Origin of the sequence: Rhizobium sp. ARZ01 (assembly GCF_014851675.1) — a bacterium.
Classification (GTDB): domain Bacteria; phylum Pseudomonadota; class Alphaproteobacteria; order Rhizobiales; family Rhizobiaceae; genus Mycoplana.
In genome coordinates, this window is sequence record NZ_JACVAE010000005.1 from 133,394 (window position 1) to 153,720 (window position 20,327).

Annotated in this window: 19 protein-coding genes and 2 pseudogenes; 8 read left to right on the plus strand and 13 right to left on the minus strand. The window is 56.9% G+C overall.

Annotated elements, in window-relative coordinates:
- The first annotated feature begins 295 nt into the window (after window positions 1-295).
- The 4 genes from repA to IB238_RS23125 all read left to right on the plus strand — a co-directional run bounded on the left by repA (window position 296) and on the right by IB238_RS23125 (window position 4,948).
- Window positions 296-1,519, plus strand: coding sequence for a plasmid partitioning protein RepA (gene repA / locus IB238_RS23110; protein ID WP_192252877.1), 1,224 nt, complete (start codon window positions 296-298; stop codon window positions 1,517-1,519).
- A gap of 58 nt (window positions 1,520-1,577) precedes the next feature.
- Entirely contained in the window at window positions 1,578-2,558 is a 981-nt protein-coding gene (gene repB / locus IB238_RS23115; protein WP_192252880.1) for a plasmid partitioning protein RepB, read from the plus strand.
- A 157-nt stretch (window positions 2,559-2,715) separates the two neighbouring features.
- Window positions 2,716-3,930: a plasmid replication protein RepC gene (repC, locus tag IB238_RS23120; RefSeq protein ID WP_192252883.1), complete on the plus strand. Its 1,215-nt coding sequence runs from the start codon at window positions 2,716-2,718 to the stop codon at window positions 3,928-3,930.
- 58 nt (window positions 3,931-3,988) lie between these two features.
- On the plus strand, window positions 3,989-4,948 hold the full coding sequence (locus IB238_RS23125; RefSeq protein ID WP_192252886.1) for a 3'-5' exonuclease: 960 nt from the start codon (window positions 3,989-3,991) through the stop codon (window positions 4,946-4,948).
- A gap of 94 nt (window positions 4,949-5,042) precedes the next feature.
- Here the strand turns inward: IB238_RS23125 and IB238_RS23130 are convergent, their stop codons facing one another.
- The 5 genes from IB238_RS23130 to IB238_RS23150 form a co-directional block, all read right to left on the minus strand.
- Complete coding sequence (locus IB238_RS23130; protein ID WP_192252889.1) at window positions 5,043-5,252, minus strand: hypothetical protein; 210 nt, start codon at window positions 5,250-5,252, stop codon at window positions 5,043-5,045.
- Window positions 5,253-5,344: 92 nt separating this feature from the next.
- Window positions 5,345-6,502 carry a site-specific integrase gene (locus IB238_RS23135; protein ID WP_192252892.1) on the minus strand — a complete coding sequence of 386 codons (1,158 nt, stop codon included), beginning with the start codon at window positions 6,500-6,502 and terminating at the stop codon, window positions 5,345-5,347.
- The gene (locus tag IB238_RS23140; RefSeq protein ID WP_192252895.1) at window positions 6,499-6,825 is read right to left on the minus strand and encodes a hypothetical protein; all 327 of its coding nucleotides are present in this window, start codon (window positions 6,823-6,825) and stop codon (window positions 6,499-6,501) included. The genes IB238_RS23135 and IB238_RS23140 overlap by 4 nt, the downstream gene beginning before the upstream one ends.
- 8 nt (window positions 6,826-6,833) lie before the next feature.
- Window positions 6,834-7,211, minus strand: coding sequence for a type II toxin-antitoxin system VapC family toxin (locus tag IB238_RS23145; RefSeq protein ID WP_192252898.1), 378 nt, complete (start codon window positions 7,209-7,211; stop codon window positions 6,834-6,836).
- Window positions 7,208-7,492: a type II toxin-antitoxin system prevent-host-death family antitoxin gene (locus IB238_RS23150; RefSeq protein WP_192252901.1), complete on the minus strand. Its 285-nt coding sequence runs from the start codon at window positions 7,490-7,492 to the stop codon at window positions 7,208-7,210. Before IB238_RS23150 ends, IB238_RS23145 begins: the two co-directional genes overlap by 4 nt.
- A 180-nt stretch (window positions 7,493-7,672) precedes the next feature.
- Between IB238_RS23150 and IB238_RS23155 the strand changes: the two genes are divergently transcribed.
- A complete protein-coding gene (locus IB238_RS23155) occupies window positions 7,673-8,830 on the plus strand; it encodes an RHE_PE00001 family protein (RefSeq protein WP_192252904.1) in 1,158 nt (385 codons plus the stop codon).
- Window positions 8,831-8,871: 41 nt separating this feature from the next.
- Here the strand turns inward: IB238_RS23155 and IB238_RS23160 are convergent, their stop codons facing one another.
- The 3 genes from IB238_RS23160 to IB238_RS23170 form a co-directional block, all read right to left on the minus strand.
- On the minus strand, window positions 8,872-10,677 hold the full coding sequence (locus tag IB238_RS23160; RefSeq protein WP_210333693.1) for a UvrD-helicase domain-containing protein: 1,806 nt from the start codon (window positions 10,675-10,677) through the stop codon (window positions 8,872-8,874).
- The gene (locus tag IB238_RS23165; protein WP_192252907.1) at window positions 10,677-12,812 is read right to left on the minus strand and encodes an AAA family ATPase; all 2,136 of its coding nucleotides are present in this window, start codon (window positions 12,810-12,812) and stop codon (window positions 10,677-10,679) included. Before IB238_RS23165 ends, IB238_RS23160 begins: the two co-directional genes overlap by 1 nt.
- A 140-nt stretch (window positions 12,813-12,952) precedes the next feature.
- The gene (locus tag IB238_RS23170; RefSeq protein ID WP_192252910.1) at window positions 12,953-13,738 is read right to left on the minus strand and encodes a hypothetical protein; all 786 of its coding nucleotides are present in this window, start codon (window positions 13,736-13,738) and stop codon (window positions 12,953-12,955) included.
- A 105-nt stretch (window positions 13,739-13,843) separates the two neighbouring features.
- Here IB238_RS23170 and IB238_RS23175 point away from each other — a divergent pair, with 105 nt between their 5' ends.
- On the plus strand, window positions 13,844-15,259 hold the full coding sequence (locus tag IB238_RS23175) for a DUF6035 family protein (RefSeq protein ID WP_192252913.1): 1,416 nt from the start codon (window positions 13,844-13,846) through the stop codon (window positions 15,257-15,259).
- 165 nt (window positions 15,260-15,424) lie between these two features.
- Here IB238_RS23175 and IB238_RS23180 read toward each other — a convergent pair whose 3' ends face one another.
- The 3 genes from IB238_RS23180 to IB238_RS23190 are packed head-to-tail and all read right to left on the minus strand — an operon-like array spanning window position 15,425 to window position 16,258.
- A complete protein-coding gene (locus IB238_RS23180; RefSeq protein ID WP_192252915.1) occupies window positions 15,425-15,742 on the minus strand; it encodes a hypothetical protein in 318 nt (105 codons plus the stop codon).
- Window positions 15,743-15,746: 4 nt separating this feature from the next.
- A complete protein-coding gene (locus IB238_RS23185) occupies window positions 15,747-16,040 on the minus strand; it encodes a hypothetical protein (protein ID WP_192252917.1) in 294 nt (97 codons plus the stop codon).
- Window positions 16,040-16,258 (minus strand): hypothetical protein, encoded by a 219-nt coding sequence (locus tag IB238_RS23190; RefSeq protein WP_192252920.1) that lies wholly within the window; start codon window positions 16,256-16,258, stop codon window positions 16,040-16,042. The genes IB238_RS23185 and IB238_RS23190 overlap by 1 nt, the downstream gene beginning before the upstream one ends.
- 237 nt (window positions 16,259-16,495) lie before the next feature.
- On the opposite strand from IB238_RS23190, the pseudogene IB238_RS25000 reads away from it, so the two are divergent.
- Window positions 16,496-16,692, plus strand: a pseudogene (locus IB238_RS25000) (DUF3363 domain-containing protein); the annotation flags it as partial.
- Between the two features lie 24 nt (window positions 16,693-16,716).
- Complete coding sequence (locus IB238_RS23195) at window positions 16,717-17,946, plus strand: ATP-binding protein (protein WP_192252923.1); 1,230 nt, start codon at window positions 16,717-16,719, stop codon at window positions 17,944-17,946.
- Window positions 17,947-18,173: 227 nt separating this feature from the next.
- Here the strand turns inward: IB238_RS23195 and IB238_RS23200 are convergent, their stop codons facing one another.
- Window positions 18,174-19,109, minus strand: a complete 936-nt coding sequence (locus IB238_RS23200) for a HEPN domain-containing protein (protein ID WP_192252926.1) — start codon at window positions 19,107-19,109, stop codon at window positions 18,174-18,176.
- 503 nt (window positions 19,110-19,612) lie between these two features.
- Window positions 19,613-20,319, minus strand: a pseudogene (locus tag IB238_RS23205) (Tn3 family transposase); the annotation flags it as partial.
- Window positions 20,320-20,327: the final 8 nt, after the last annotated feature.

The following is a 20,327-nucleotide window of genomic DNA, read 5'->3' on the forward strand; positions in this document are numbered from 1 at the left end:
CAGGTGAGTCGCAGCCAGCCACCTGATTCTCTAGATCGGATGACCTGACCCGGCAGGGCGTTTATTGTATGATTCACAGGTGAACGAACGGCGTACGTGCAACCGCAGATTCTGATCTATGTAACTGATTAGACAGAAGAAATCCGCGTGTTACTTGATTTTGCGCGGTGCGGGCTGCAAGCCCGACAAACTATTGATTCACCTATGCTCCTTGCCAGCGCTGGCGAGAATCAACCATAATAACGGTTAGATTGGCGCTCAAAGCCAAAAACCGTTATTTGGGAGCTCTCCCTTCATGAATGCTACTACGCCGCAAATGGCAGCAATGCGACCTATGCATTTCGAGGAGATGATCCTCGAGCAGGGCGATTTGATCTCCAAGAAGCTGCATTTGCTAAGCATGCAGCAATACCCGCCCAATGCCAAGAAAGGACTGCGCCACTTCTCGCTGGCAGAGGTCGCTCAGTTTGTTGGCGTTTCGCAAAGCACATTGAAGAAATTGCACCTGGAGGGAAAAGGCCCCCTTCCCCAGACGTCATCTTCCGGTAGACGCTCCTATACTGCCGAGCAAATGGGCGATCTTCGCCAGTACCTGGAGCAGCATGGTCGCTCCGAGGCGAGAAATTACGTTCCGCACCGTCGCCCCGGTGAGAAATTGCAGGTCATTGCCGTTGTGAATTTCAAGGGCGGGTCAGGCAAGACGACAACGGCTGCGCACCTGGCCCAGTATATGGCGCTAACCGGCCACCGTGTCCTGGCGGTCGACCTTGACCCTCAGGCCTCGATGTCTTCGCTTCATGGGTTCCAGCCTGAGCTCGATCTTACGCCGTCGCTCTATGAAGCAATCCGCTATGATGAAGAACGGCGCTCGATTTCGGAAATCATTCACCCGACGAACTTCCCAGGCCTTGATATCATCCCGGCAAATCTGGAACTCCAGGAGTTCGAGTACGACACGCCGCTTGCCATGTCCAACAAGGGTTCCAACGAGGGCAGAACCTTCTTTACGCGGATTTCGCGTGCCCTTGCCGAAGTGGAAGATCGCTACGATGTCGTTGTCATCGATTGCCCGCCGCAACTGGGTTATCTCACGATTACCGCCTTGACGGCTGCAACGAGCGTCCTCATCACAATCCACCCCCAGATGCTGGACGTCATGTCGATGGGACAGTTCCTGTTGATGCTGGGTGGAATATTGAAGCCGATCAGGGATGCAGGTGCTGAGGTCAACCTCGAATGGTATCGCTATCTCATCACTCGCTACGAACCAATGGATGGGCCGCAGGCTCAGATGGTCGGATTTATGCAGACCCTCTTCCACCAGTTCGTGTTGAAGAACCAGATGCTGAAATCAACGGCAATCTCTGATGCGGGTATTACCAAGCAGACCCTCTACGAGGTTGAGAAGAACCAGATGACGCGCGCGACCTACGAGCGCGCGATAGAGTCTTTGAACGCAGTCAATGCCGAGATCGCGGATCTGGTGCACGCGTCGTGGGGGCGAAAAGTTGTCAGCTGACAAAAACGGCAATTTTTCCTTTAGCTTCAGGCAGTTGCAGCGATCGGGAACGAAATAAATGGCGAGAAAGAATTTACTGGCTGGTCTTGTAGACGACGGGGAGGCATCCCAAGCGGATCAGCCTCAATCCTACCCCATGCGCGGGGCCTCGCGAAGCATGGTTCGCTCGCTGGATGAGTTGTCGAAACAGGCGGAGAAATTTCTGGAAGGCGAGGCAGTTGTTGAGCTGACCCCCGATGTTATCGACAGCTCATTCGTGTCAGATCGAATGGAGGACGATTCAGATCAGTTTGAGGAGCTCAAACAGGCGATTGCTGAACGTGGCCAGGACACCCCGATCCTTGTCCGGCCGCACCCCGTGGCCGAGGGACGCTACCAGATCGTCTTCGGTCATCGACGCGTCCGTGTCGCCCGCGAACTCGGTCTGAAGGTCAGGGCCGTCGTCAAGAATCTCGATGACCGTACACATATCATCGCGCAAGGCCAGGAAAACTCCGCGCGCGCCAATTTGACCTTCATCGAGCGTGCCTCCTTTGCACGTCGGCTGGAGAACTTGGGGTATGATCGGGGTGTCGTCTCTTCCTCGCTGGCGGCAAATGCTGCGGCGGTCTCCAAGATGATGTCCATTACGGAACGGATACCAGCCTCAGTGATCGAGGCGATCGGCTCGGCCCCGGCAGTCGGGCGTGAGCGCTGGCTGGAACTCTCACTGCTCGTCGGCAAGAATGCCAACGCGGAAAAGGTAGGAGAGTTGTTGCTCGAGCCGTCGTTCGCCTCGTTGAACAGCGATGCGCGGTTCAATCACCTCTTCAAAGCACTGAACAAGTCTGGAAAGCCGGTCAAGAAAGCCGCGATCAATGTAAAAGACACGTGGCAACCGGCAGACAAGGCCGTTTCGGCTCAGTTCACGAATACAGGAAAGGCATTCGCGCTCTCGATGAAGTCGAAGAATGCAGGCCGATTTGGTCAGTTCCTGGCAGGGAATCTGGATCGGCTTTATGCCGAATTCCTCTCAGTTGATGATGGTAAGGGAGACTAAGCCGCAAAAGAAAAAGGCCCCCAGACGGTAACCATCGTGGAAGCCTCTCTCATCGTTTAGCAGCCTGAGAATCGCATTTCCACGAATCACAGTCAAGAGTCTTTGGCACCGTTATTGGTGAGCTGGTCTTCTTTTGCCTATTGGAAGGTGAAGGAAAATGCAGAGTGGGAATGTGACGACGCCCTTCGGGCGGCGGCCGATGACGCTTGCCTTGGTGAAAGGGCAGTTTGAATCAGCCAACATCTGGGCGGGAAAGTCCGTCGACAAATGGAAAATCTATCGGGATGCCTGCGATGCTCGCACGCTGCTCGGGCTGCGTGATCGAGCCTTGGCAGTTTTGAATGCGCTGCTGTCGTTCTATCCGGAGACTGATCTGTCTGAGGAAGGCAATCTCATCGTCTTCCCATCGAATGCACAGCTCTCGGCGCGGGCAAACGGGATTGCTGGGTCGACGCTGCGCGAAAACCTGGCACTCCTTGTCGACGCGGGCCTCGTCCATCGCAACGACAGCCCGAACGGAAAGCGCTATGCGCGCAAGGGCAGGGACGGGACCATTGAGGCGGCGTATGGCTTCAGTTTGGCACCGCTGTTGGCACGCTCGGAAGAGCTCGCCCAGATGGCCCAGCAGGTTGCCGAAGAACGGCGCCGGCTGAAGGTCGCCAAGGAACGCATTTCGATTTTCCGCAGGGATCTCCGCAAGCTGATTTCTGCCGCAATGGAAGAGGGGGCTTCCGGCGACTGGGGCATGGTCGAGGCCCACTACGTGGCGGCAGTCGGACGGCTTTCGAAGGCAAAAACCGAGTCGGAACTCACGGAATGCCTGGAAGAAATGACGATGCTGCATGCCGAAGTGGTCAACTTGTTGGAACTTCAGCTGATTTCGCAAAAAAGCGACACCAATGGTGCCGAATGCCGTCAGCACATACAGAATTCAAATACCGAATCCAGCAATGAACTTGAACCTAGCTCTCGACAAGAGCAGGGCGGACCGGCTGTGCGAACCAGCGAGCCTTTGCGGGAGGCGATCAAGGCGTTTCCGTTGGGAATGGTGCTGCGGGCTTGCCCGGAAATTGTGATGTACGGCCCTGGGGGCGCCATTTCGAGCTGGCGCGAACTGATGACCGCGGCCGTCGTGGTCCGCTCGATGTTGGGGGTCAGCCCGTCCGCCTACCAGGAGGCCTGCGAGGCAATGGGGCCGGAAAATGCGGCCGTTGCGGTCGCCTGTATCCTTGAAAGGGCAGGGCACATCAATTCGGCTGGCGGGTACTTGCGCGACCTGACGCGAAAAGCGGCGCGCGGCGAGTTTTCGCTTGGGCCGATGCTGATGGCCTTGCTGCGCTTGAACGGCAAGCCGGTGCAGAGTACGGGCTGATTGGCGGCAGACTGTTGGTAGTCGTTGATCGAAATTGGCGAAGAACGGAACGGTGGAAATGACAGCGCAGTTTGACATGTTTGCGGATGATGCGCCGACCGGGGGCAGCCGAACACGCCCGGATGGACGCGTGGCGCCGGCCATGAACGAGGACGAGATGGTCCGGCATCTGCAGGCGACAGGCCGCTATCGGATCCTGTCAAAGCTCCAGCCTCGACCTGTTGCCCGTCTGCTAAATCCGGCCTTTCCGTTGCGCGGGGTCATCATCGATACCGAGACGACAGGTCTCAGTTCGCGCAAGGATGAGATCATCGAGATTGGCGCGGTTGCCTTCAGCTTCGACGAAACCGGGATGATCGGTGAGGTGACCGACGTCTATGGCGGACTGCGGCAACCAAGTGGCCCGATCCCGGCTGACATCACTCGGCTCACGGGCATCACTGACGCGATGGTCGCCGGGCAGGCAATTGACTTCGATCGGCTGAACGCGCTGGTGAAGCCTGCCGATCTGATCATCGCCCATAACGCCGGCTTCGATCGGCCATTTTGCGAAACATTGTCCGCAGTCTTTGCCGACAAGGCCTGGGCCTGCTCGGTGTCGGAGGTGGATTGGCAGGCGAGGGGCTTCGAGGGGACGAAGCTTGGCTATCTGATCGGCCAGGCCGGCTATTTCCATGACGGGCATCGGGCGGTCGACGATTGCTTTGCACTGCTGGAGGTTCTCGATCGCAAAGACCAAGGCCAGGTCGGATCTGCGTTCGCCGAACTGTACGAAAGAAGCCAGCGCTCGCGTGTCCGCATCTTCGCGGAAAATTCTCCCTTCGATCTCAAGGATCACCTGAAGGGCAGGGGCTATCGCTGGTCCGACGGCAGCGACGGCCGTCCCAAGGCTTGGTGGACCGAGGTAGCTGAGGCTGATCTCGAGGACGAGATTTGCTGGCTACGTGCCGACATCTACCGCTATGAAGCCAACCCGCCGATGAAGCGGCTGACGGCATTTGATCGTTTCAAGGGGTAGTCAAAGCGGCAAAGGGTGCGGAGCCGTCAGCAGCACCCTCGCCATGAGGATCTAGAACCGTATTTTCCGGATCGAGGTTGTGTCGGCGCGGATGTTATTCAGTACCGAGCAGACCGTCGAACACCTCGAGCAACGTATCGACAATCGTCTGGCCCAATGCGTTCGCTGCTGCGGCAATTGCCTCGTCACTGCCCTCACGTGCGGCGAGCGCGAGATTGCCACCCTGTTCTGCGATGATGGCACTTGCACGTTCGATCGCCCATTGGGCGAAATCGGCCCGTGACTCGATGGTCGCTGTTTCCATGAACAATTCCTTTCGCGTTCAGGATGTCTTTAGTGTTTACCGGGATAGTGGCCGGGCGCGTTTGGTGTTGCGTACGCGCAATCCAGCCTGACCTAGACAATCAAGCGAGCAGCCTTGCCGCGCCGGCGCTCCGGGTTGTTGTAGTAGGCGGCGGCCTGGGTCAGTGACCTGTGCTGCGACTGTTGCATCGCCTCGGGCAGCGGCACGCCGCGATTGGCGGCCTCGGTAAGATAGCCGGAGCGCAGGCCATGGGCAGAGAATTTTTGCGGATCAAGCCCGGCCTTCACACACCGCGCTTTCAAAATGAGGTTGATCGATTGTGACGTCAGCGCGCGGCGATCGACATTGCCCCACTGGTCGATGCGGCGGAACACCGGGCCACTGTCGATCCGAGCCTCCTGTAGCCAGCGCTTCAATGCTTCGACGGGTCGGCCGATCATCAGCGACCTGGCGTCGTCGTCCGGGCCTGTGGTCTTGGTGCGGCCGAGGCGGATCGCCAGGCAGGGGAGGGGAGCGGAGGCCGGATCGTCGGGTTCGGAACGAACCGGCTCTTCCTCGACCAGATCCTCTACGCGCAGGTTTGCGATCTCCGAACGCCGGCGGCCACCGGAGGCAAAGGCGGTCAAAAAGATGGCGCGATCGCGAATATCGACCAGCCGGTCGCCGGCACAGGTGGACAGCAATTGGGCGAGAATATCGGCGGTGACGGCGCTCATGCTCTTTTTCTGCCGCGGCCGCCCGGTTGCGCGGACGGCAAGCCGCAAGGCACTCTTCAACGACGGGGCGGAGAAGGCGCCGGTGAGCCCGCGCCAGCGCGTCAGGATCGACCAGGAGGTCAACCGCCGCCGCACCGTGGCCGGCGCATGCGGACCCTCCGATCGCAGCAGTCTTTGGCCTCGCAATCCGACCTCTACCTCCGCCGGCATGCCGTGGGCCGAATCGTCTTCACGCTTGGCCAGATCCCAAAGGTGGTGGGCGACGAACTTCAGCAGCAGCGCCTCGGGGGCGGGCCAGGGGAGGGGCAGGCCAGTCGCCAGCACACACCAGGCCTCAAGATAGGCAAGGTCGGAGGCGAGCGCGCGCAAGGTGTTCGCGCCCATGCCCTCCTTGGCCAGATGCTTCAGCGTGGCAACGTCGTCGTCGGTCAGCAGGATTGCCAGCTGATCACGCCGGTCGAACGGCAGGATTGCATTGAGCGCGTCCAGTTCTTCGGCGCGTTTGAGGGCGGATGCTGAGGAGACCTCGTTCATTTCGGCAGGCCGTCGGCGTCGTAGAGATCGTCGTGTGCCGACGTCATATCCTGGTTCGAGCCCGCCTTACCGTCAGCGGCGCGAGTCCAGGCCTTTTCGATCGAACAGAAACCACCGGCCTGGGTCCGTTTGTCGCTGTGGGCGGCCCCCGCGATGTCCGCAGCGGCTTCATTTGCGGGAAGCCCATCTTCCTGAGAGAAAGCGGTGAGCTGCGCAATGGGCCGCTCTCCGCGGCAGACAAAGACATCATCCCCCCGGAAGGCCAGTTCGACCAGCTCTTCCAACCGCTCGGCAGCTTCCTCTACATCGACGAATATCTTCATCGGCGTGCCTACCAGATGCGTTCGTGCAAGACCGTGTCGAAGGCGCTGTCAACGGAGACAAACGCGCAGTGTTCCAGCCGCGTCTGGGCCGCCAGAAGGCGGTCCCATGGGTCGCGGTGATCCCAGTCGAAGCTTGCCGCCAGTTCGGCGTGCAGATCGGTGATGGCAAGTGTCTGCAGGCCGCTGTCGGCAACGGCGGCCCGCAACTCCTGTGGCCTGAGATCGAGCTTTTTCAGCCGCATCTTGTTGTCGAGCTCGTAAAACGAGACGGCGCTGACAAGAATCGTGTTGGCCTTGTCCTCGATCATCGATCGTGCCGTCAAAGAAAGCCGATCGCTGCCGATCGTCCACCAATAGACTGCGTGGCTGTCGAGCAGCACCTTCATGTTGGCCGGCCGTCGGGCTTGCCCTGGGAAATACCGACATCGTCATTCCAGTCGCCGGCATCGATCGCGGCCTGTTCGGTGTCGAGTTCGTCGAACAAATCCTCCGGCAGGCCACGCTGGCGCAACAGGCCGAACGGCCGTTTGCCGCCGTCGGCCGGGCCGATGCGCGCATAGACTTCGTTGCCGCGCATGATCATGATTTCCTCTCCGTGGCTGGCGCGTTCGAGTACCTCGGCAAAATGCTTGCGGGCTTCGCTGATCTTGTAGCTGGTCTGGGGCATCGACGCCTCCGTTCATTGGCTTGAAGCGGCACGATATCATGGCTTCGATGAGCGTACAATGCACCTGTACACATCACTATCGATACTTGGTCCCTATCGATAGTGACGACATCAACCCACAATCATGCCCAGTGAGGAACTCTAACTTTGAGATAGAGTTCCTTTAACGAATCATTTACCATGATTTCAATGTCTTACGATCTCGCGAATTTGCCCGTCCAGAGCCTGCTCAAGCCCATCTCCGGGGCTGGGACCGCGCTAGCGCGGCTCGACGAGCGCATCGCCCGTTCCGAGGTGGGGAGTGGATGGATCGAACGGTCGCATTTCGCCGATGCCTGCGCTTCGCTGTGGATCGACGGCGAGCTCGTCCATCTCGAGGACCTCGTCCTGCACGATGCCAGTCATGATATCCGCACGCCAACGCATGAACTGACCATCGCTCGCGACGTCCTGCGCACCCGCCGGCGGATCGCGGCGCAGCCGCCCGGCTGGGCACTCACCCCGGACGGTCTCCGCAGCCTGCGCCGCCACAACGTCGTTGCCGGGCAGGCGTGGCCTACAGCATCTTTGGGTGACGGCGGCATCGCCGAAAGCGAAGCCCCCGCGGTGGATGCCGATCTGGCTGGAGAAGGGGAGGGGGAGCACATCGATGACGGCGCCAGCGCACTCGACGCCGAGCTGGCCGCTATCGATGCGGTCCTGGCGCGCTCAGAAGCGGTGTTAAAGAAGGCCGCCGCACCGACAAGTCGGTCGCGGGAGCGTGACCCGCTCGTCTACGATCTCGACTGGGACGAGGACGCGCGGCTGGAGGAATGGCGCACCGTGCTGCGCCAGGCGGATCATTATCCGCCGGTGCTGCAGGCCATCGTCGCCCTCGATGCCTGGAACCAGCTCGAAGTGCTGCAGCACGCGCCCTGGCTTGGCCGGGACCTCGCTGCCTCGATCCTGCGCCAGGCCGGTGTCACGACGGGCCCGCATCTCGCCGCCATCAACCTTGGCCTCAAAACCATTCCCGTCGATCGCCGTCGGCATCACAGCCGCGAGGTCCGCCTGCTGGCGATTGCTGATGGTCTGATCGCGGCCGCCGAGATTGGGCTCAAGGAACATGACCGGCTGGCGCTGGCTCGGAAAATGATGGAGCGGAAGCTGCAGGGGAGGCGGGTCTCGTCAAAGCTGCCGGAGCTTGTCGAGCTGGTGATGGCGACGCCGCTTGTTCATGCCGGGACCGTCACCAAGACGCTCGGGGTTACGCCGCAGGCGGCGCGGCGGATTGTTTTGGAGCTGGGCTTGAGGGAGATGACCGGGAGGGGGAGGTTTCGGGCGTGGGGTTTAGTGTGATGGCCTTGCGGGCGATCTCGCTCCTTGCAGACCATCTCTGATTAGCCGGCCTCATTAAAGGCATCATAAGCAAAATCGTGCTCCGCAAGTACCTGTGTCGCCTCATAAGGGATGCCTATCCCGTTGATCCTGCCGGCTTCGGCAATGAGGTGCAGGTTTTTCCTTGGACGTGATGCAACGACATAGAGCAACTTGCTTGCACTCTCCGCAGCATTCGGATCTGAAAAGTGCGGGACCATCCCTTCGAGCAACGCAAAAGCGATCACCGTATCGAACTCCGCTCCCTTCACCCCGTGGATCGTCGACACGGTTATTCCGGTTCGTGTTGCGAATACACGCCTGAACATTGCAACGCTCGATACACCTTGAACCCCTGCATTCTCCAGTCGCTGGATTTGAACTCGAGAGCGCTCAAAAAAGGCGACGTAGTGCTCCTGAAGCGCTGGAAAGAGTTCGAGATCTACGTCGAGAACCAACAAGAGCTCTGCAAAAAATAGCTCGAGATATTCCAAACCGTCTTCCACGGTGATATCGATCCCATTGCAGATGCGAAGGAGATCACGCGGGGAAATTTTGGAGACGTCCACACCAGCGGATCCGAGGTGATCAAGGACCTCCCTAGCCCATCGAGTACGTCGGATGAAGATCTGCGGATCGGGCCGAGTTAAGGCAAGACGTGAAACCTTGAACCAGATGTTGTCCTGATCGCGAGAAAACGGCGCCATGCCGGGGCCGTCGAAGCTATACTCCGGGAGAGCTGCAACCAGGCGCCTCGTGACTGCGGCCAGCTGGATCCATTGCGGCCCCACAACGCAAATTTCGTGAGGGGCAATACCAAGTGTCTCGATATTGTAGCGTATGAGCCGAACGATTTCGTCGTCCAGCTCCTGCTGGTTAACTTCTTGCTCGAAAGAAATGAGGCTTGGAAACTCCCTGACAGCGCCGACGGCATCGATGTTTGCTGGCACAACAGAGTAGGCTGAAAAATAATCGACGATCCGCTCTGACGACCGGTAGTTGCTCGCCAGGCTTTTTTCCACGATGTCGACACCGGCGAGGGCCGCGAAGTCGACCCTTGTCATCGCGTAGCCGCCAAGTGAGCCATAGATTGCTTGGTTGGGATCTCCAACGATGAAGATTCTCGTATTTCCACCAGACGCATTCACGATTCTGGCTATAATATTATATTGTATTTCTTTGGTGTCTTGATACTCGTCGACCAAGATGTATCGAAAAAGAGACGCTAGGAGAATTGAAATAGACGGCTGGCTAACAATGAGGTCGTAAGCGCAGCTCAGGATCATCTCAAAATCTATTAGGCGGTTCTCTTCCAGGTGCTGCCAATATTGGTTTAACACGGACAGAGCGGCCAAGCGCCTATTCGGGTTCGCGTTTTCCAGCTGGCAACCGGCTGTCGTGTAATAATATCTGCAATCGAGTGCCCGCACCTGATGTGGCGATTGACCGCAAAGTTCGTCCAGAATGACCTCAGTCTCGTGCTGGTCGACCACGCGAAACCCGTTTTGCAGCTTCTCATGGTAAATGGCGTAGGGACGTAGTATCCAATCAAGGCAAAATGAATGGATTGTTCCGATCCACAGCCTGTCTGTTGCCACACCCAATCGCTCGATCCTCTCGGAGATTTCCTCGGCGGCGCGGTGCGTGTAGGTGATGGCAATGACCCAATGACGCTTGCTATCGAGCTTGGATAGCTCTAGCGCGATTTTATAAGTTAAAGCTCTGGTCTTGCCGCTCCCGGGGCAAGCGGCAAGGAATACGCTCCCTTCGTGCTCGATGGCGTCAATCTGCTCATCATTTAGGTCACCGTCTTCCCAGACAAACACCATCAGGCATGTCCTAGAACATCGATAATGACATCTCCTGCCATTGTGCCAATGATCGCCTCTCGAAGCGGTTCGATCTCCAGATCGCCAATGCGAAATGCTTCAACCTGGGCGCGTAACGCCACAATCTGAGCTTCTGATATGACCGCTGGATCGGTGTGAAATTTCAGGCGGTGATCAATCATGTTCGCCAGCACCCGACGACTCAAAGGTTTGTGGGCGGTGAAAATCGCCTCAGTCAGGTAACTGGGGATTCGCGTTGTTCCCGTGACCAGCTTGGCCATCTGAATTGCAAGCCAACCCTTCTTGGCATAGCTCGCCATTGCGAGGATTCGCTTGCCGTAGGTTGCCACGTCGCCGGACCTCAGCTCCGCGGTCGCGGTAACAATGGTTGCGGCGTCGCTGTACACGGAATTGAGCACTGAAACTGTCAGCTCAACGTTCCCGGCCGCAACGAAGTCAACTTCGAACGTACGTGGCGCGTAATGAACCGAAATCCATTCGTTTCCATCCTTGAAGGCCGTCAAACGAGTGCGCCGCGCGATGCCGGCTTCCTGCGAGCCGAGCGCCTTCTCCTTGGCGTTTTTCAACGCTTCAGGATCGTCTGGATGCGGGTCGGTATTGAAAAAGGTAGCATCCAGATCAGTCACGATTGCGCAACGGCGACGAATTCGATCATTGTGAAACAGAACTGCGACGTTTTCGAAGCCGGTGCTGCGAATATTGATCAGACTTATGCCCAGTTCATCGAGGCTTACTCCCAGCACCTCTTTGACCAGCACCGGCACGAGGATTTCTTCCGCGTCGCCCTCAACCAGGATCACGCTTTTCGCAAACAATAGATTGCTGCGCACGGCGTCAAGATACCGCTGAATGCTTCGGATTTTCGGTTCTTCTAAGCCAGCACTAGGCAGGAATGCTTCGCAGCGCGAGCCGCTCCGACCCAAGATGTTGACGTTCTCGATGTTGCTTACCTCGGAGATCTGGGTCGAGTGGGTTGAGTAAATCACCTGGGTGTCGGGGTAGCTCAACCGGTCGAAAAGAGTTTTCTGGATATGTGTGTGGATGTGAGCCTCGGGCTCTTCGATTACTAGAAAATTCGCGCAGGCTTGTTTCGCCTTTTGATATTTGAATTCGAGGAGCTTGAGAGTAAGAAATATGAGGTTCGCTCCGCCGAGACTCAACTCGTTGATGGCTCCCTCGTATTGATCATCCGTCTCGCCAACAAACAATTTCAGTGATTGGAAAAGTCGATCAGCCTCGCCCGGGACAGCTGATCGGACTGCAAGGCTCGCCGGAGAGTAGGTCTCGCCTGCGGCATCTCGGATCGTTTGGCGAATATCTGCTCGGATTTCTCCGACGTCTGGAATTGCTTCGATTTCACTGTTCAGCTCATTCACGCGCTCGGTGATGGGCGCAAGCACTGCTGGGTCCAAATCGCCGCTTTTACTGCGGAGGAGCGTCAAAAGGGGATTAGTTCTTTGCCCCTGGAACTCACTTACGACGTCACGAAGAGCTTGAATGAAGGTGAAGCAAACCTCCTTGCTGACCGACATGATGCCTGGAACCTTCCCTCCGAGGGAGGCTGGATGCAGCTCTGCCGGAAACTGAACGGTCCCAAAATTTCCGACGAGTTCTTCGTAGACGGCTGGATCAGAGAAGTCCGCGGTGCTTTTGCCGGTGAAGACGGTCTCATAGTCGTCCAACGTGACCGTATTTAAGATAGCGGCCAGCCCAGGCTGATCGCCTTCATCGAGTTGCGCCAGACGTGACCGAACCGCAGCATTCGGACGGAAAATGAGATTGTATGTAGCGCGAGCAATGGCTTCGTCTTCAATTACTCCGGTTCCATGAAGGAAAAGCGCCTGCACAGCTTCGTCCTGTGACACCTCCGCAAACTCGATGCTGATAATAATCCAGTGACCACGCCAATTGCCGATACCGCGATGAAAATCGCCTTCCTCTAGGCGATAGGCCCAACGAAGGAAGTCGTCATCCAGCATTAGACGCATTGCACGGAACAGGTTCGTCTTACCCGATCCGTTTTCACCGATGATGGTGTTGATGCCTGTATTGAAATGAAAACTTGCACGCTCGAAATTTCGATAATTTACAAGCTGAACACGAGAAATATGCATGTCGCACCGTCGGTGAATCGCAGATTAGAAATTGTACACGCAAAGCGGAATAGTTGCATCGGACAAGGCGATCATTCCGCTCCCATCCACTATCGAGATGTCAGCGGTGGTTTTACCTCTCGACGGATTTTCATCGCGGATCACTCGCGATTGAGAAGGAACACTGCCAGACTACAAGCAACACTCACGACGAGTTCTGCCTCGGCGGCACTCGCATTGCGTCCCTCCTGGACATGGCGGCCATTTTGCGAGGCATATCCCCATAGCTTATGGACCGCTTCGCCAAGTGGAGGCGTGAAAGCTAGACCGTTAATGATCTGACCCAGATTTAGATTGGGTGAGTCTGTCATGTCGCGCGCGACACATTCAAGCGCTGCCATCGAGTGCTGAATCGCTCCAGTTCGATCCGGCTCTGGTCGTCGAGAAATATCCCTCAAAGCTTCTCGAATCTCGCTAGCAGCTGTGTAGCGACCAGTTTCTGCGAATGCTTCCACGGCTCGTTGCGTCGCGATTTCGAACGTCTGGTCGCCGCGGAACACGATGCCATCAGGGCTCTTCAACTCCCAGCCAATGCCCTTTTCTCTGAAGACCCGGTTGAGATCGCTTTCAAAACGGTCTTGTTGGTCTGGTCGGTATTCGAATGAGCGCCAAATCGCTTCCGCAACATCATAGACCTTGTACCATTCGCAGCTTGCTAAAAGGCCTAGAACCTCTTCCCAGATATTCGGGTATTCGCTCCAATTATTGAGATCGGGGACTTCTAATAATATGTCGCAAACAATTGCGCGGATTGCCCTGGGGCTGAGTTCACAGTTCCGGGCAATACTCGCAACCTGAAAACGTAAGAAGTCCGGCGCATCTTCGCGAACAGTGATCTTCGGATCCGGCGTGCCATAACCGTGCCTGTCGGAAAAGAAGCGGTTCATATTATCTCCATGGGAGCAGTGTCGATCGTTCGAATTTGCGCATCTCGCATTCCAGAAAGCAACCGAATCTGCATATTTTACGAGGGGATAAAGTCGAGGCGCCCCATGGGAAATGTTACTGTCAATCCACTTGCACTTGCTACGCCTGTACTAAGGCCAGAGATTGCCGAGATCCTGGATTTCGCGAGTGGCGAGTTCCTTGACGCTGCTGCCTATATAGCTGCAAAGCGATATGATCGGTTGATTGCCGAGCGTGTCGACATCCGCGAGGGCCTGGACAACAATCCGCGCTTTGGGTGCGCCCTTTGCGCAACCCCGGTTTATCTTGTCGCTTCTGGAAAGAAGCGTTTTTTCTTCCGTCATCGGCGCGAAGACGGTTCCTGCCCTTCCGTAACGCGGTCAGGGCTCTCACGTGCAGATATCCAAGCGCTGAAATATGATGGCCAGCGTGAGAGCCTCGCTCATCTCCGCATCAAAGAGCGAATTGTGCGAAGCCTCACTTGCGATCTCTCAAATAGCGAGATTGTATCGGAACGCCAGTGGAGGTCTGCCCGGGACCCGGCGAGCCGGCGCCAACCGGATGTGCAAGCCATGACGGTGTTTGGCCGTGTCGCGTTCGAGGCACAATTGTCGACCACCTTTCTCGATGTCGTCGCCGGTCGACGGGCGTTCTATAGAGATGAGGGCGCATTGCTGGTGTGGATCATGGCGGGCTTCGATCCTGACTATCGTCGTATGACCACTGACGACCTTCTGTTTTCCAATAATTCAAACATCTTGGTCGTCGATGAAGAAACAACGGCTCGGTCGGAGGAAAGCGGGACCTTTCACGTCAGAGTTCACTATCGTGTCCCCGAACTCTCCAATGGCTCACCTGTCGACCATTGGGAATCAACGATCTGTCCGTTTCGGGACCTGAAAGTTGATCTGCACGCGCAAACCGCTTGGGCGTTCGACTACCAAGGGCAGTCCGAAAAGCTTCTCAAAGCGGAAATGGAGGCTATTGCAAGAGCGGACGACAGTTTGAGGGAGCGGCTATTCGAGTTTTGGAAGTCGCGAAATCAACAGACTCCAGATCCAATTTCTCGCGAGGCAGTCTGGCAAGGACTAATGGAGGATATTTCTGCCCGCGGCGTCACGCCACCGACTAACGACCGCTACGATCGCGCCATCACCGGTCTCATGAACGGAATACTAAGTGTCAAGGAAGGGAGTCCAATAGGATGGGATTTCAAGCACTTAGTTGAGGTTGTACACCGGATTTGTGACGGCTATCCGGAACATGTCCTGACTATGGGCTATGCGATCCGGATCTATGGGCGCGAAGCGTTGATCGCTTCGCAGGACAAGAGCGGAAAATGGGCCAAACGCGCCCTCTCTATTCGCAAGCTGATTCTTGAAGGCGACCAGCGTTACCTGCCGAACGAAGATACTCTTCCGTTCTTGACGTTTGTTTTTCCGGAAGTGGGATCCAAAGTGGAAGCATTTCTCGCATCAGATCGCGCGAGGTCGCGGCTTTAAGTGTGGCGGAATAGATCTTGTGTGGTCGGAACTGCGCCCGCCGCCGTGTCTTGGTCATCATCGAACGGGAATGAGGCGCCGGATCCTCAGTAGGGGTCCCTTCGATGTCACAAGTTCTAACTCTCTCGCAGTCCAGAACGGTCTAGCTTTCCCACGGTCTCGAGGTCACTCGTCGGTGTTCGGATGAGCGAGACTGTAAGCGCCCATGTGCACGCCGACTACCGCCGACTGCAACCGACTGATTTTCCCACCCACATCGCGACTACTTTTTCGCAAATCGGCGATCCGGCTTTCCAGCAGCTCAAGCTTGGCAATCATGTTCGCGCGCCGGAATGCCACTCGTAACTCCGAAGCCTTCACGGCGAGATCGCCGGCGAGAGCGCTCATCATGCCTGGGCTTAGGCGCGCGTCATCGATCGCGAATACGCGATGGTGGATCTCTTCGCTGATTTTCCATGCGTGCAAGTATATGGGGTCGGCCATGGCGCTACTCTTCGCCGAGGATTTTCAACCGCGCCGGAAGGGTGGTTAGTCTTGGAGCCAACATCGTCAGCCTTCGCTTTGGCTCAGACTTTTGTTTCAAAGCATCCACTCCCGCTTTGGTTAGTCGATAGCATGGAACGGCCGGATCGTTGGACCACGGTGTTTTGGTTGCGTAGCCCTTCGCCACGAGACGTTCGGCCATTTCGGCGCTGATGAAGGGGATGCGATTTATCGGGTCATCAAAGCTTGCGGCCTTCAGGGCATTGATCGCCTTGATGATTGCAGGCGGTTCTCGCATCAGCCGAACTCGATCTGGAGCAAGTTCGGTCCGCGCATCTTGAAACGGCCGAACTGCAATGGATCGCCATGCTCGCACGTTCCAAATATGACCTCCGCATCATCCGGCAAATGCGCAATGGCGTCGCGGATATCTTTCACGGTCAAGTAGCCATCGCCACTCCCGGAAATCATGGTGCCAGAAGCCTTGTGCCGATGATTGTAATTGATTTCACTCACCGCTTTGCTCTCCCGGTATTTCCATCATACACAAGGAAATAAGCCATGGATCGGCACACAACTGAAGGACATTGCCGATGAACGTGCAAGTTTTAGGGTGTTAACCACAACTATGAGGTTTGCGGGCAATCGGGAGCTCCAAACTAGATGACTTCTATTCTTGACGACGCCCTCGCGAACGCGCGGGCGGCTCTTTTTCCGACCCGCTCCGCTGCTAGGTCGACATCCGAGGGTCGGCTCGCCGGTTCCTATCATCAGCTTGTTGCGCTCTCCTCCGGCCGATTGGCCATGATCGACGATGGCCTCGGCTTCCAGCTCGTGCTCTGGTCGCCTTGCCCCTCGAGGAAGCAGTTCGAACGCTATGTTTCTTGTTTGTCCGCGATGATGCTGGCGTGGATTGGGAAGTCGGCTGCAATGCGGCCTGGGGGTTGTGAATTTGAGCCGCCGGTTCTTGTTGGGTGAACACAAATATTGCACGCTCTTTGGAGAATTTTGAGAGCGAGTCGATGTTTGCGAAAGAGTTCGACGAAATAGCACTTTCCGATCTGCAAGCACTTGTTGATGAGGGAATCCCCGAAGGCAGGCAACTAGAATTCAAGCGCGATCATTACGGGCGCAAAGACGAAGACCGGCGCGAGTTTGCTGCAGATGTTTCCGCCATGGCCAACGCCGTCGGTGGATATCTTATGATCGGAGTCGACGAGCGGAACGGCGTTGCCTCAGACGTCAGCGGCGTTGCGACACCTGATCCTGATGGTTTGGTTCGAGCGGTTTCCGATAGCATTCGAACGTCGTTCGAACCGCCAATCCTCGAATTTAGGGTAAAATGGGTTGCTATCGAGGGTGACCGCGGCGTTCTGGTAGTCAAGATGCCGCGGAGCTGGAGTGCGCCCCATCGGGTAACTGTCGCCAAGGATCATCGCTTTTTCATCCGCGACGAAAACGGAAAGCATCCGATGTCAGTAGAAGAGTTGAAGCGAGCGTTTCTGTTTGCATCGGAGGTTGAAGAGAGGATCAGACGTTTTAGAACCGAGCGGCTGGAAATCCTGATCAACAACGAGGGGCCTTTGGCGGTTGGCGCCGATGGAGATGCTCGACTGGTCATGCAGGTCGTGCCGCGAGCCTCTTTTACAGATGGTATCTCACTCTCGTTTGATGAACGTGGTGGAACGAAGTGGCCATGGCCTCTCGGCGCCAGCGGCGCAAATACAATGTACTCGCTCGACGGTCTCGTCGCTTATTCAGGGCCGGAAGAGCAATTTAATACCGTCCGCGCATTTTCGACGCTTTTTCGCAATGGTATCGCGGAGGCCGTTGCAAAGTTGAACGTCGGCGGGACGGACGGTCAACGCAACATTTATCTGACCGGTGTCGAGCAAGGGATAGCGTCCGGTATTCGGCAGATCCTGGGCGAATACGAACGGCGGTCGATCCCGGCGCCATACACGGTTCTCGTGAGCCTCATCGGCATTCGTGGCGTTTCGGCCCCGATTGATGAGTGGCGCGGCAGCATTACTTATCCGTATCGTTCTGACCGGATCATGCTACCCGAACTCAATATTGATGTGAGAGGCGCGGCGGATGTTCCAGAGAATACCCTTAAGCCTCTATTTGATCTCATGTGGAATTCGTTTGGTCATCACGGCTCGCCTAGTTTCGACCAGTCGGGAAAATACGTCCGACGCTGAACGCTGTCGTTGTCCTCTATCTCTATCGGGCGCTTATGCGATGCAATGAAACTGCATGGATTCTTCGGTTTTTGAGCCTGAATGTATTGACGGTATTCATCTACTGAGGCGTCTACTCATTTTGAGTGCGTTCTTCCCCTGCGAAATTATGGTTTTTCAATAGTTTAGCTAGAACGAAGTGCATGCCGCAGGTTCGAGTCCATTCAAGAGCGCCGTGCCCGCAAGAACTACAGGGAAAGCCGTTCCCGGCAGATCGTTTCCACCAGGCTCTGCAAAATCTTCACCCTTTCAACAAGCCAGGTGAGTTCCTCGTTGCTGATCGCATATTTTGACGAGTAACGCGCTTCCACATAGGCTCTTGAAAGCAGCTCAAAACAGCGACGTGAAAACCTGCTATCGCGCGGCCAGGCGGCAATCAGCCGATTGTCGATCCGTTCAGCCTGGGACCGAAGGACCTTGATGCGATGAGACTTGGGGCTGTAGAGCGTCAGTGTGAGCAGGGCGCAATGGTAGGCACGCTCCGTCGCTTGATGAAGCATGAAAGTTCCATCGCGCCAAATGTTATTCGCGATGCTAAATTCCGCTACCCTCAATGCATCATGAGATAACTGGAGCCACTGCTCGAGGTATAGCTTAGCTTCTTCAAACTTTTCGTCTACCGTTAGCGGCTTCGATTGCGCTAGCGTATGGCCGGGCTCCTCATAGAGGACGAGCCCGTCTCTAGCGATGTCGACGAAGAAGGGACGTCCGCGGGAAAGCTGGTCGTTGACGTCCTGCAATGTGTGCACGATCGGGACGGCCGGTGTCTCGATGCGGTGGGCGATCTGCTCCTTCAGCAGCTGCTCTTCGATGCCTTCCCACAGGTCGCGTTCATCGGCAAAAGACTTGGTGCTGACCACAAGCAAAAGGTCATAGTCTGAACGATAGCCGCTCAAGCGGTCCTCGACCCAATCGCCACGGGCGTAGGACCCATAGAGGATCACCTTCAGGATCTTGCCGCCGCTTCGCTTGCCGGACAGCTTGGTCGCCTGGAACTGCTCGACCTCGGCAAACAGGATTTCGACAATGCGGGCGAGCTCGCGGCGCTTTTTGTCCGGTAGATGCTCAAGATGATCGGTCAAGGTCAAAGCAGCGTCGAAGCCTTCGGTGTGAATCGCATCCATCGTAGCGTTTCCAGCATGATTGCGCACCTGAAGCTTCTACGCGAGAAGGGCGACGTCCACAATTAGAGGATTATGCAGTCCAACTTGGTCTGCCAGCGAGATCCTCCCGTGGAAGGGACGGTGGGGCAAATCTAGCCGTCTAATCCTCGTGTCCATCCGTATCGGCGGCAGCGACGTAGAACCGCAAATTGCCGGACATCCTTCAGGATGGTCGACTAATACACTCAGAATTCTGGGGATATGCGGAACGTCCCGGGCGGGGCAGTCGGATCCGCCTCCCCTGCGGGCGCTATGCTGAGGCTCCCGCGGCTGGCCTTTAACCGCCTGTGACGTGTCGAGAACGCCCGAAATCCCGCCTTTGGCGGCGCTATGCTGATTTCTCCGGTACTCTTCATCTTAAGCAGAGCCGACGCGAGACCGCGGTTTTCATCGAGCATCGCGGCAAACCCGATGTGGTTTACCGGCCGCTCGCCGATGCCTGGCGGAGCGCCGAAATACGGTGATCACGCTGCGAGGATGGATGTTTCGCGCCGCAGTGGCCTGAGATCGATGCTGTCCGTCGGGGTCCAGATGTAATCGCCGGTGAGACTGATATGCTGCCACCCGAGCGGGGTGATGTGTTTGATAATGTCGGGCGGCGTGGCGATGCCTTCCCGGTTGAGCTCGGCGAAAGCCGGTTCGAGATAAAGCGTATTCCAGTAGACGATGGCATTGATCAGAAGGTTCAGTCCTGACGCCCTATAGAACTGGCTCTCGAAGGTCCTGTCCCGCAGTTCTCCGAGACGGTTGAAGAACAGCGCGCGGGCCAAGGTGTTCTGAGCTTCGCTCTTGTTGAGTCCGGCGGTCGCGTTCCTGCGCATTTCGGGGCTCTGCCACCATTGGGGCAGGAAGATGGACCGATTGATGCGCCCGATGTCGCGTAACGCAAGCGCCAGTCCGTTCTGGCGCGAGAATGCGGACAGCTTCGCCAGCAGGGTCGAAGCTCGCGAATATGCCGGTCGTGCGCCCAGGCGAGCTGGCGCTTGGTTATTCCGGGGGAAACATCCGCCATTCTGGTGAGGCCGAGATTGATGCCGTCCGCCAGAATGGCGGTGAGGAGCGCAAGCTTGTTGTCAACCGTCCGACCGCTGCGCAGATGGGTGAAGGTGTTGGAAAATCCCGTGCGGGCGTCCACCTCAAGCAACAGATCGGTGATGCGGATCGCAGGCAGACGTTATG

Excerpts from the sequence above, each read along its gene's own strand:
- repA (WP_192252877.1), top strand. The coding sequence starts at position 296 with ATGAATGCTACTACGCCGCAAATGGCAGCAATGCGACCTATGCATTTC.
- repB (WP_192252880.1), top strand. The coding sequence starts at position 1,578 with ATGGCGAGAAAGAATTTACTGGCTGGTCTTGTAGACGACGGGGAGGCA.
- repC (WP_192252883.1), top strand. The coding sequence starts at position 2,716 with ATGCAGAGTGGGAATGTGACGACGCCCTTCGGGCGGCGGCCGATGACG.
- IB238_RS23125 (WP_192252886.1), top strand. The coding sequence starts at position 3,989 with ATGACAGCGCAGTTTGACATGTTTGCGGATGATGCGCCGACCGGGGGC.
- IB238_RS23130 (WP_192252889.1), bottom strand. The coding sequence starts at position 5,252 with ATGGAAACAGCGACCATCGAGTCACGGGCCGATTTCGCCCAATGGGCG.
- IB238_RS23135 (WP_192252892.1), bottom strand. The coding sequence starts at position 6,502 with ATGAACGAGGTCTCCTCAGCATCCGCCCTCAAACGCGCCGAAGAACTG.
- IB238_RS23140 (WP_192252895.1), bottom strand. The coding sequence starts at position 6,825 with ATGAAGATATTCGTCGATGTAGAGGAAGCTGCCGAGCGGTTGGAAGAG.
- IB238_RS23145 (WP_192252898.1), bottom strand. The coding sequence starts at position 7,211 with ATGAAGGTGCTGCTCGACAGCCACGCAGTCTATTGGTGGACGATCGGC.
- IB238_RS23150 (WP_192252901.1), bottom strand. The coding sequence starts at position 7,492 with ATGCCCCAGACCAGCTACAAGATCAGCGAAGCCCGCAAGCATTTTGCC.
- IB238_RS23155 (WP_192252904.1), top strand. The coding sequence starts at position 7,673 with ATGATTTCAATGTCTTACGATCTCGCGAATTTGCCCGTCCAGAGCCTG.
- IB238_RS23160 (WP_210333693.1), bottom strand. The coding sequence starts at position 10,677 with ATGGTGTTTGTCTGGGAAGACGGTGACCTAAATGATGAGCAGATTGAC.
- IB238_RS23165 (WP_192252907.1), bottom strand. The coding sequence starts at position 12,812 with ATGCATATTTCTCGTGTTCAGCTTGTAAATTATCGAAATTTCGAGCGT.
- IB238_RS23170 (WP_192252910.1), bottom strand. The coding sequence starts at position 13,738 with ATGAACCGCTTCTTTTCCGACAGGCACGGTTATGGCACGCCGGATCCG.
- IB238_RS23175 (WP_192252913.1), top strand. The coding sequence starts at position 13,844 with ATGGGAAATGTTACTGTCAATCCACTTGCACTTGCTACGCCTGTACTA.
- IB238_RS23180 (WP_192252915.1), bottom strand. The coding sequence starts at position 15,742 with ATGGCCGACCCCATATACTTGCACGCATGGAAAATCAGCGAAGAGATC.
- IB238_RS23185 (WP_192252917.1), bottom strand. The coding sequence starts at position 16,040 with ATGCGAGAACCGCCTGCAATCATCAAGGCGATCAATGCCCTGAAGGCC.
- IB238_RS23200 (WP_192252926.1), bottom strand. The coding sequence starts at position 19,109 with ATGGATGCGATTCACACCGAAGGCTTCGACGCTGCTTTGACCTTGACC.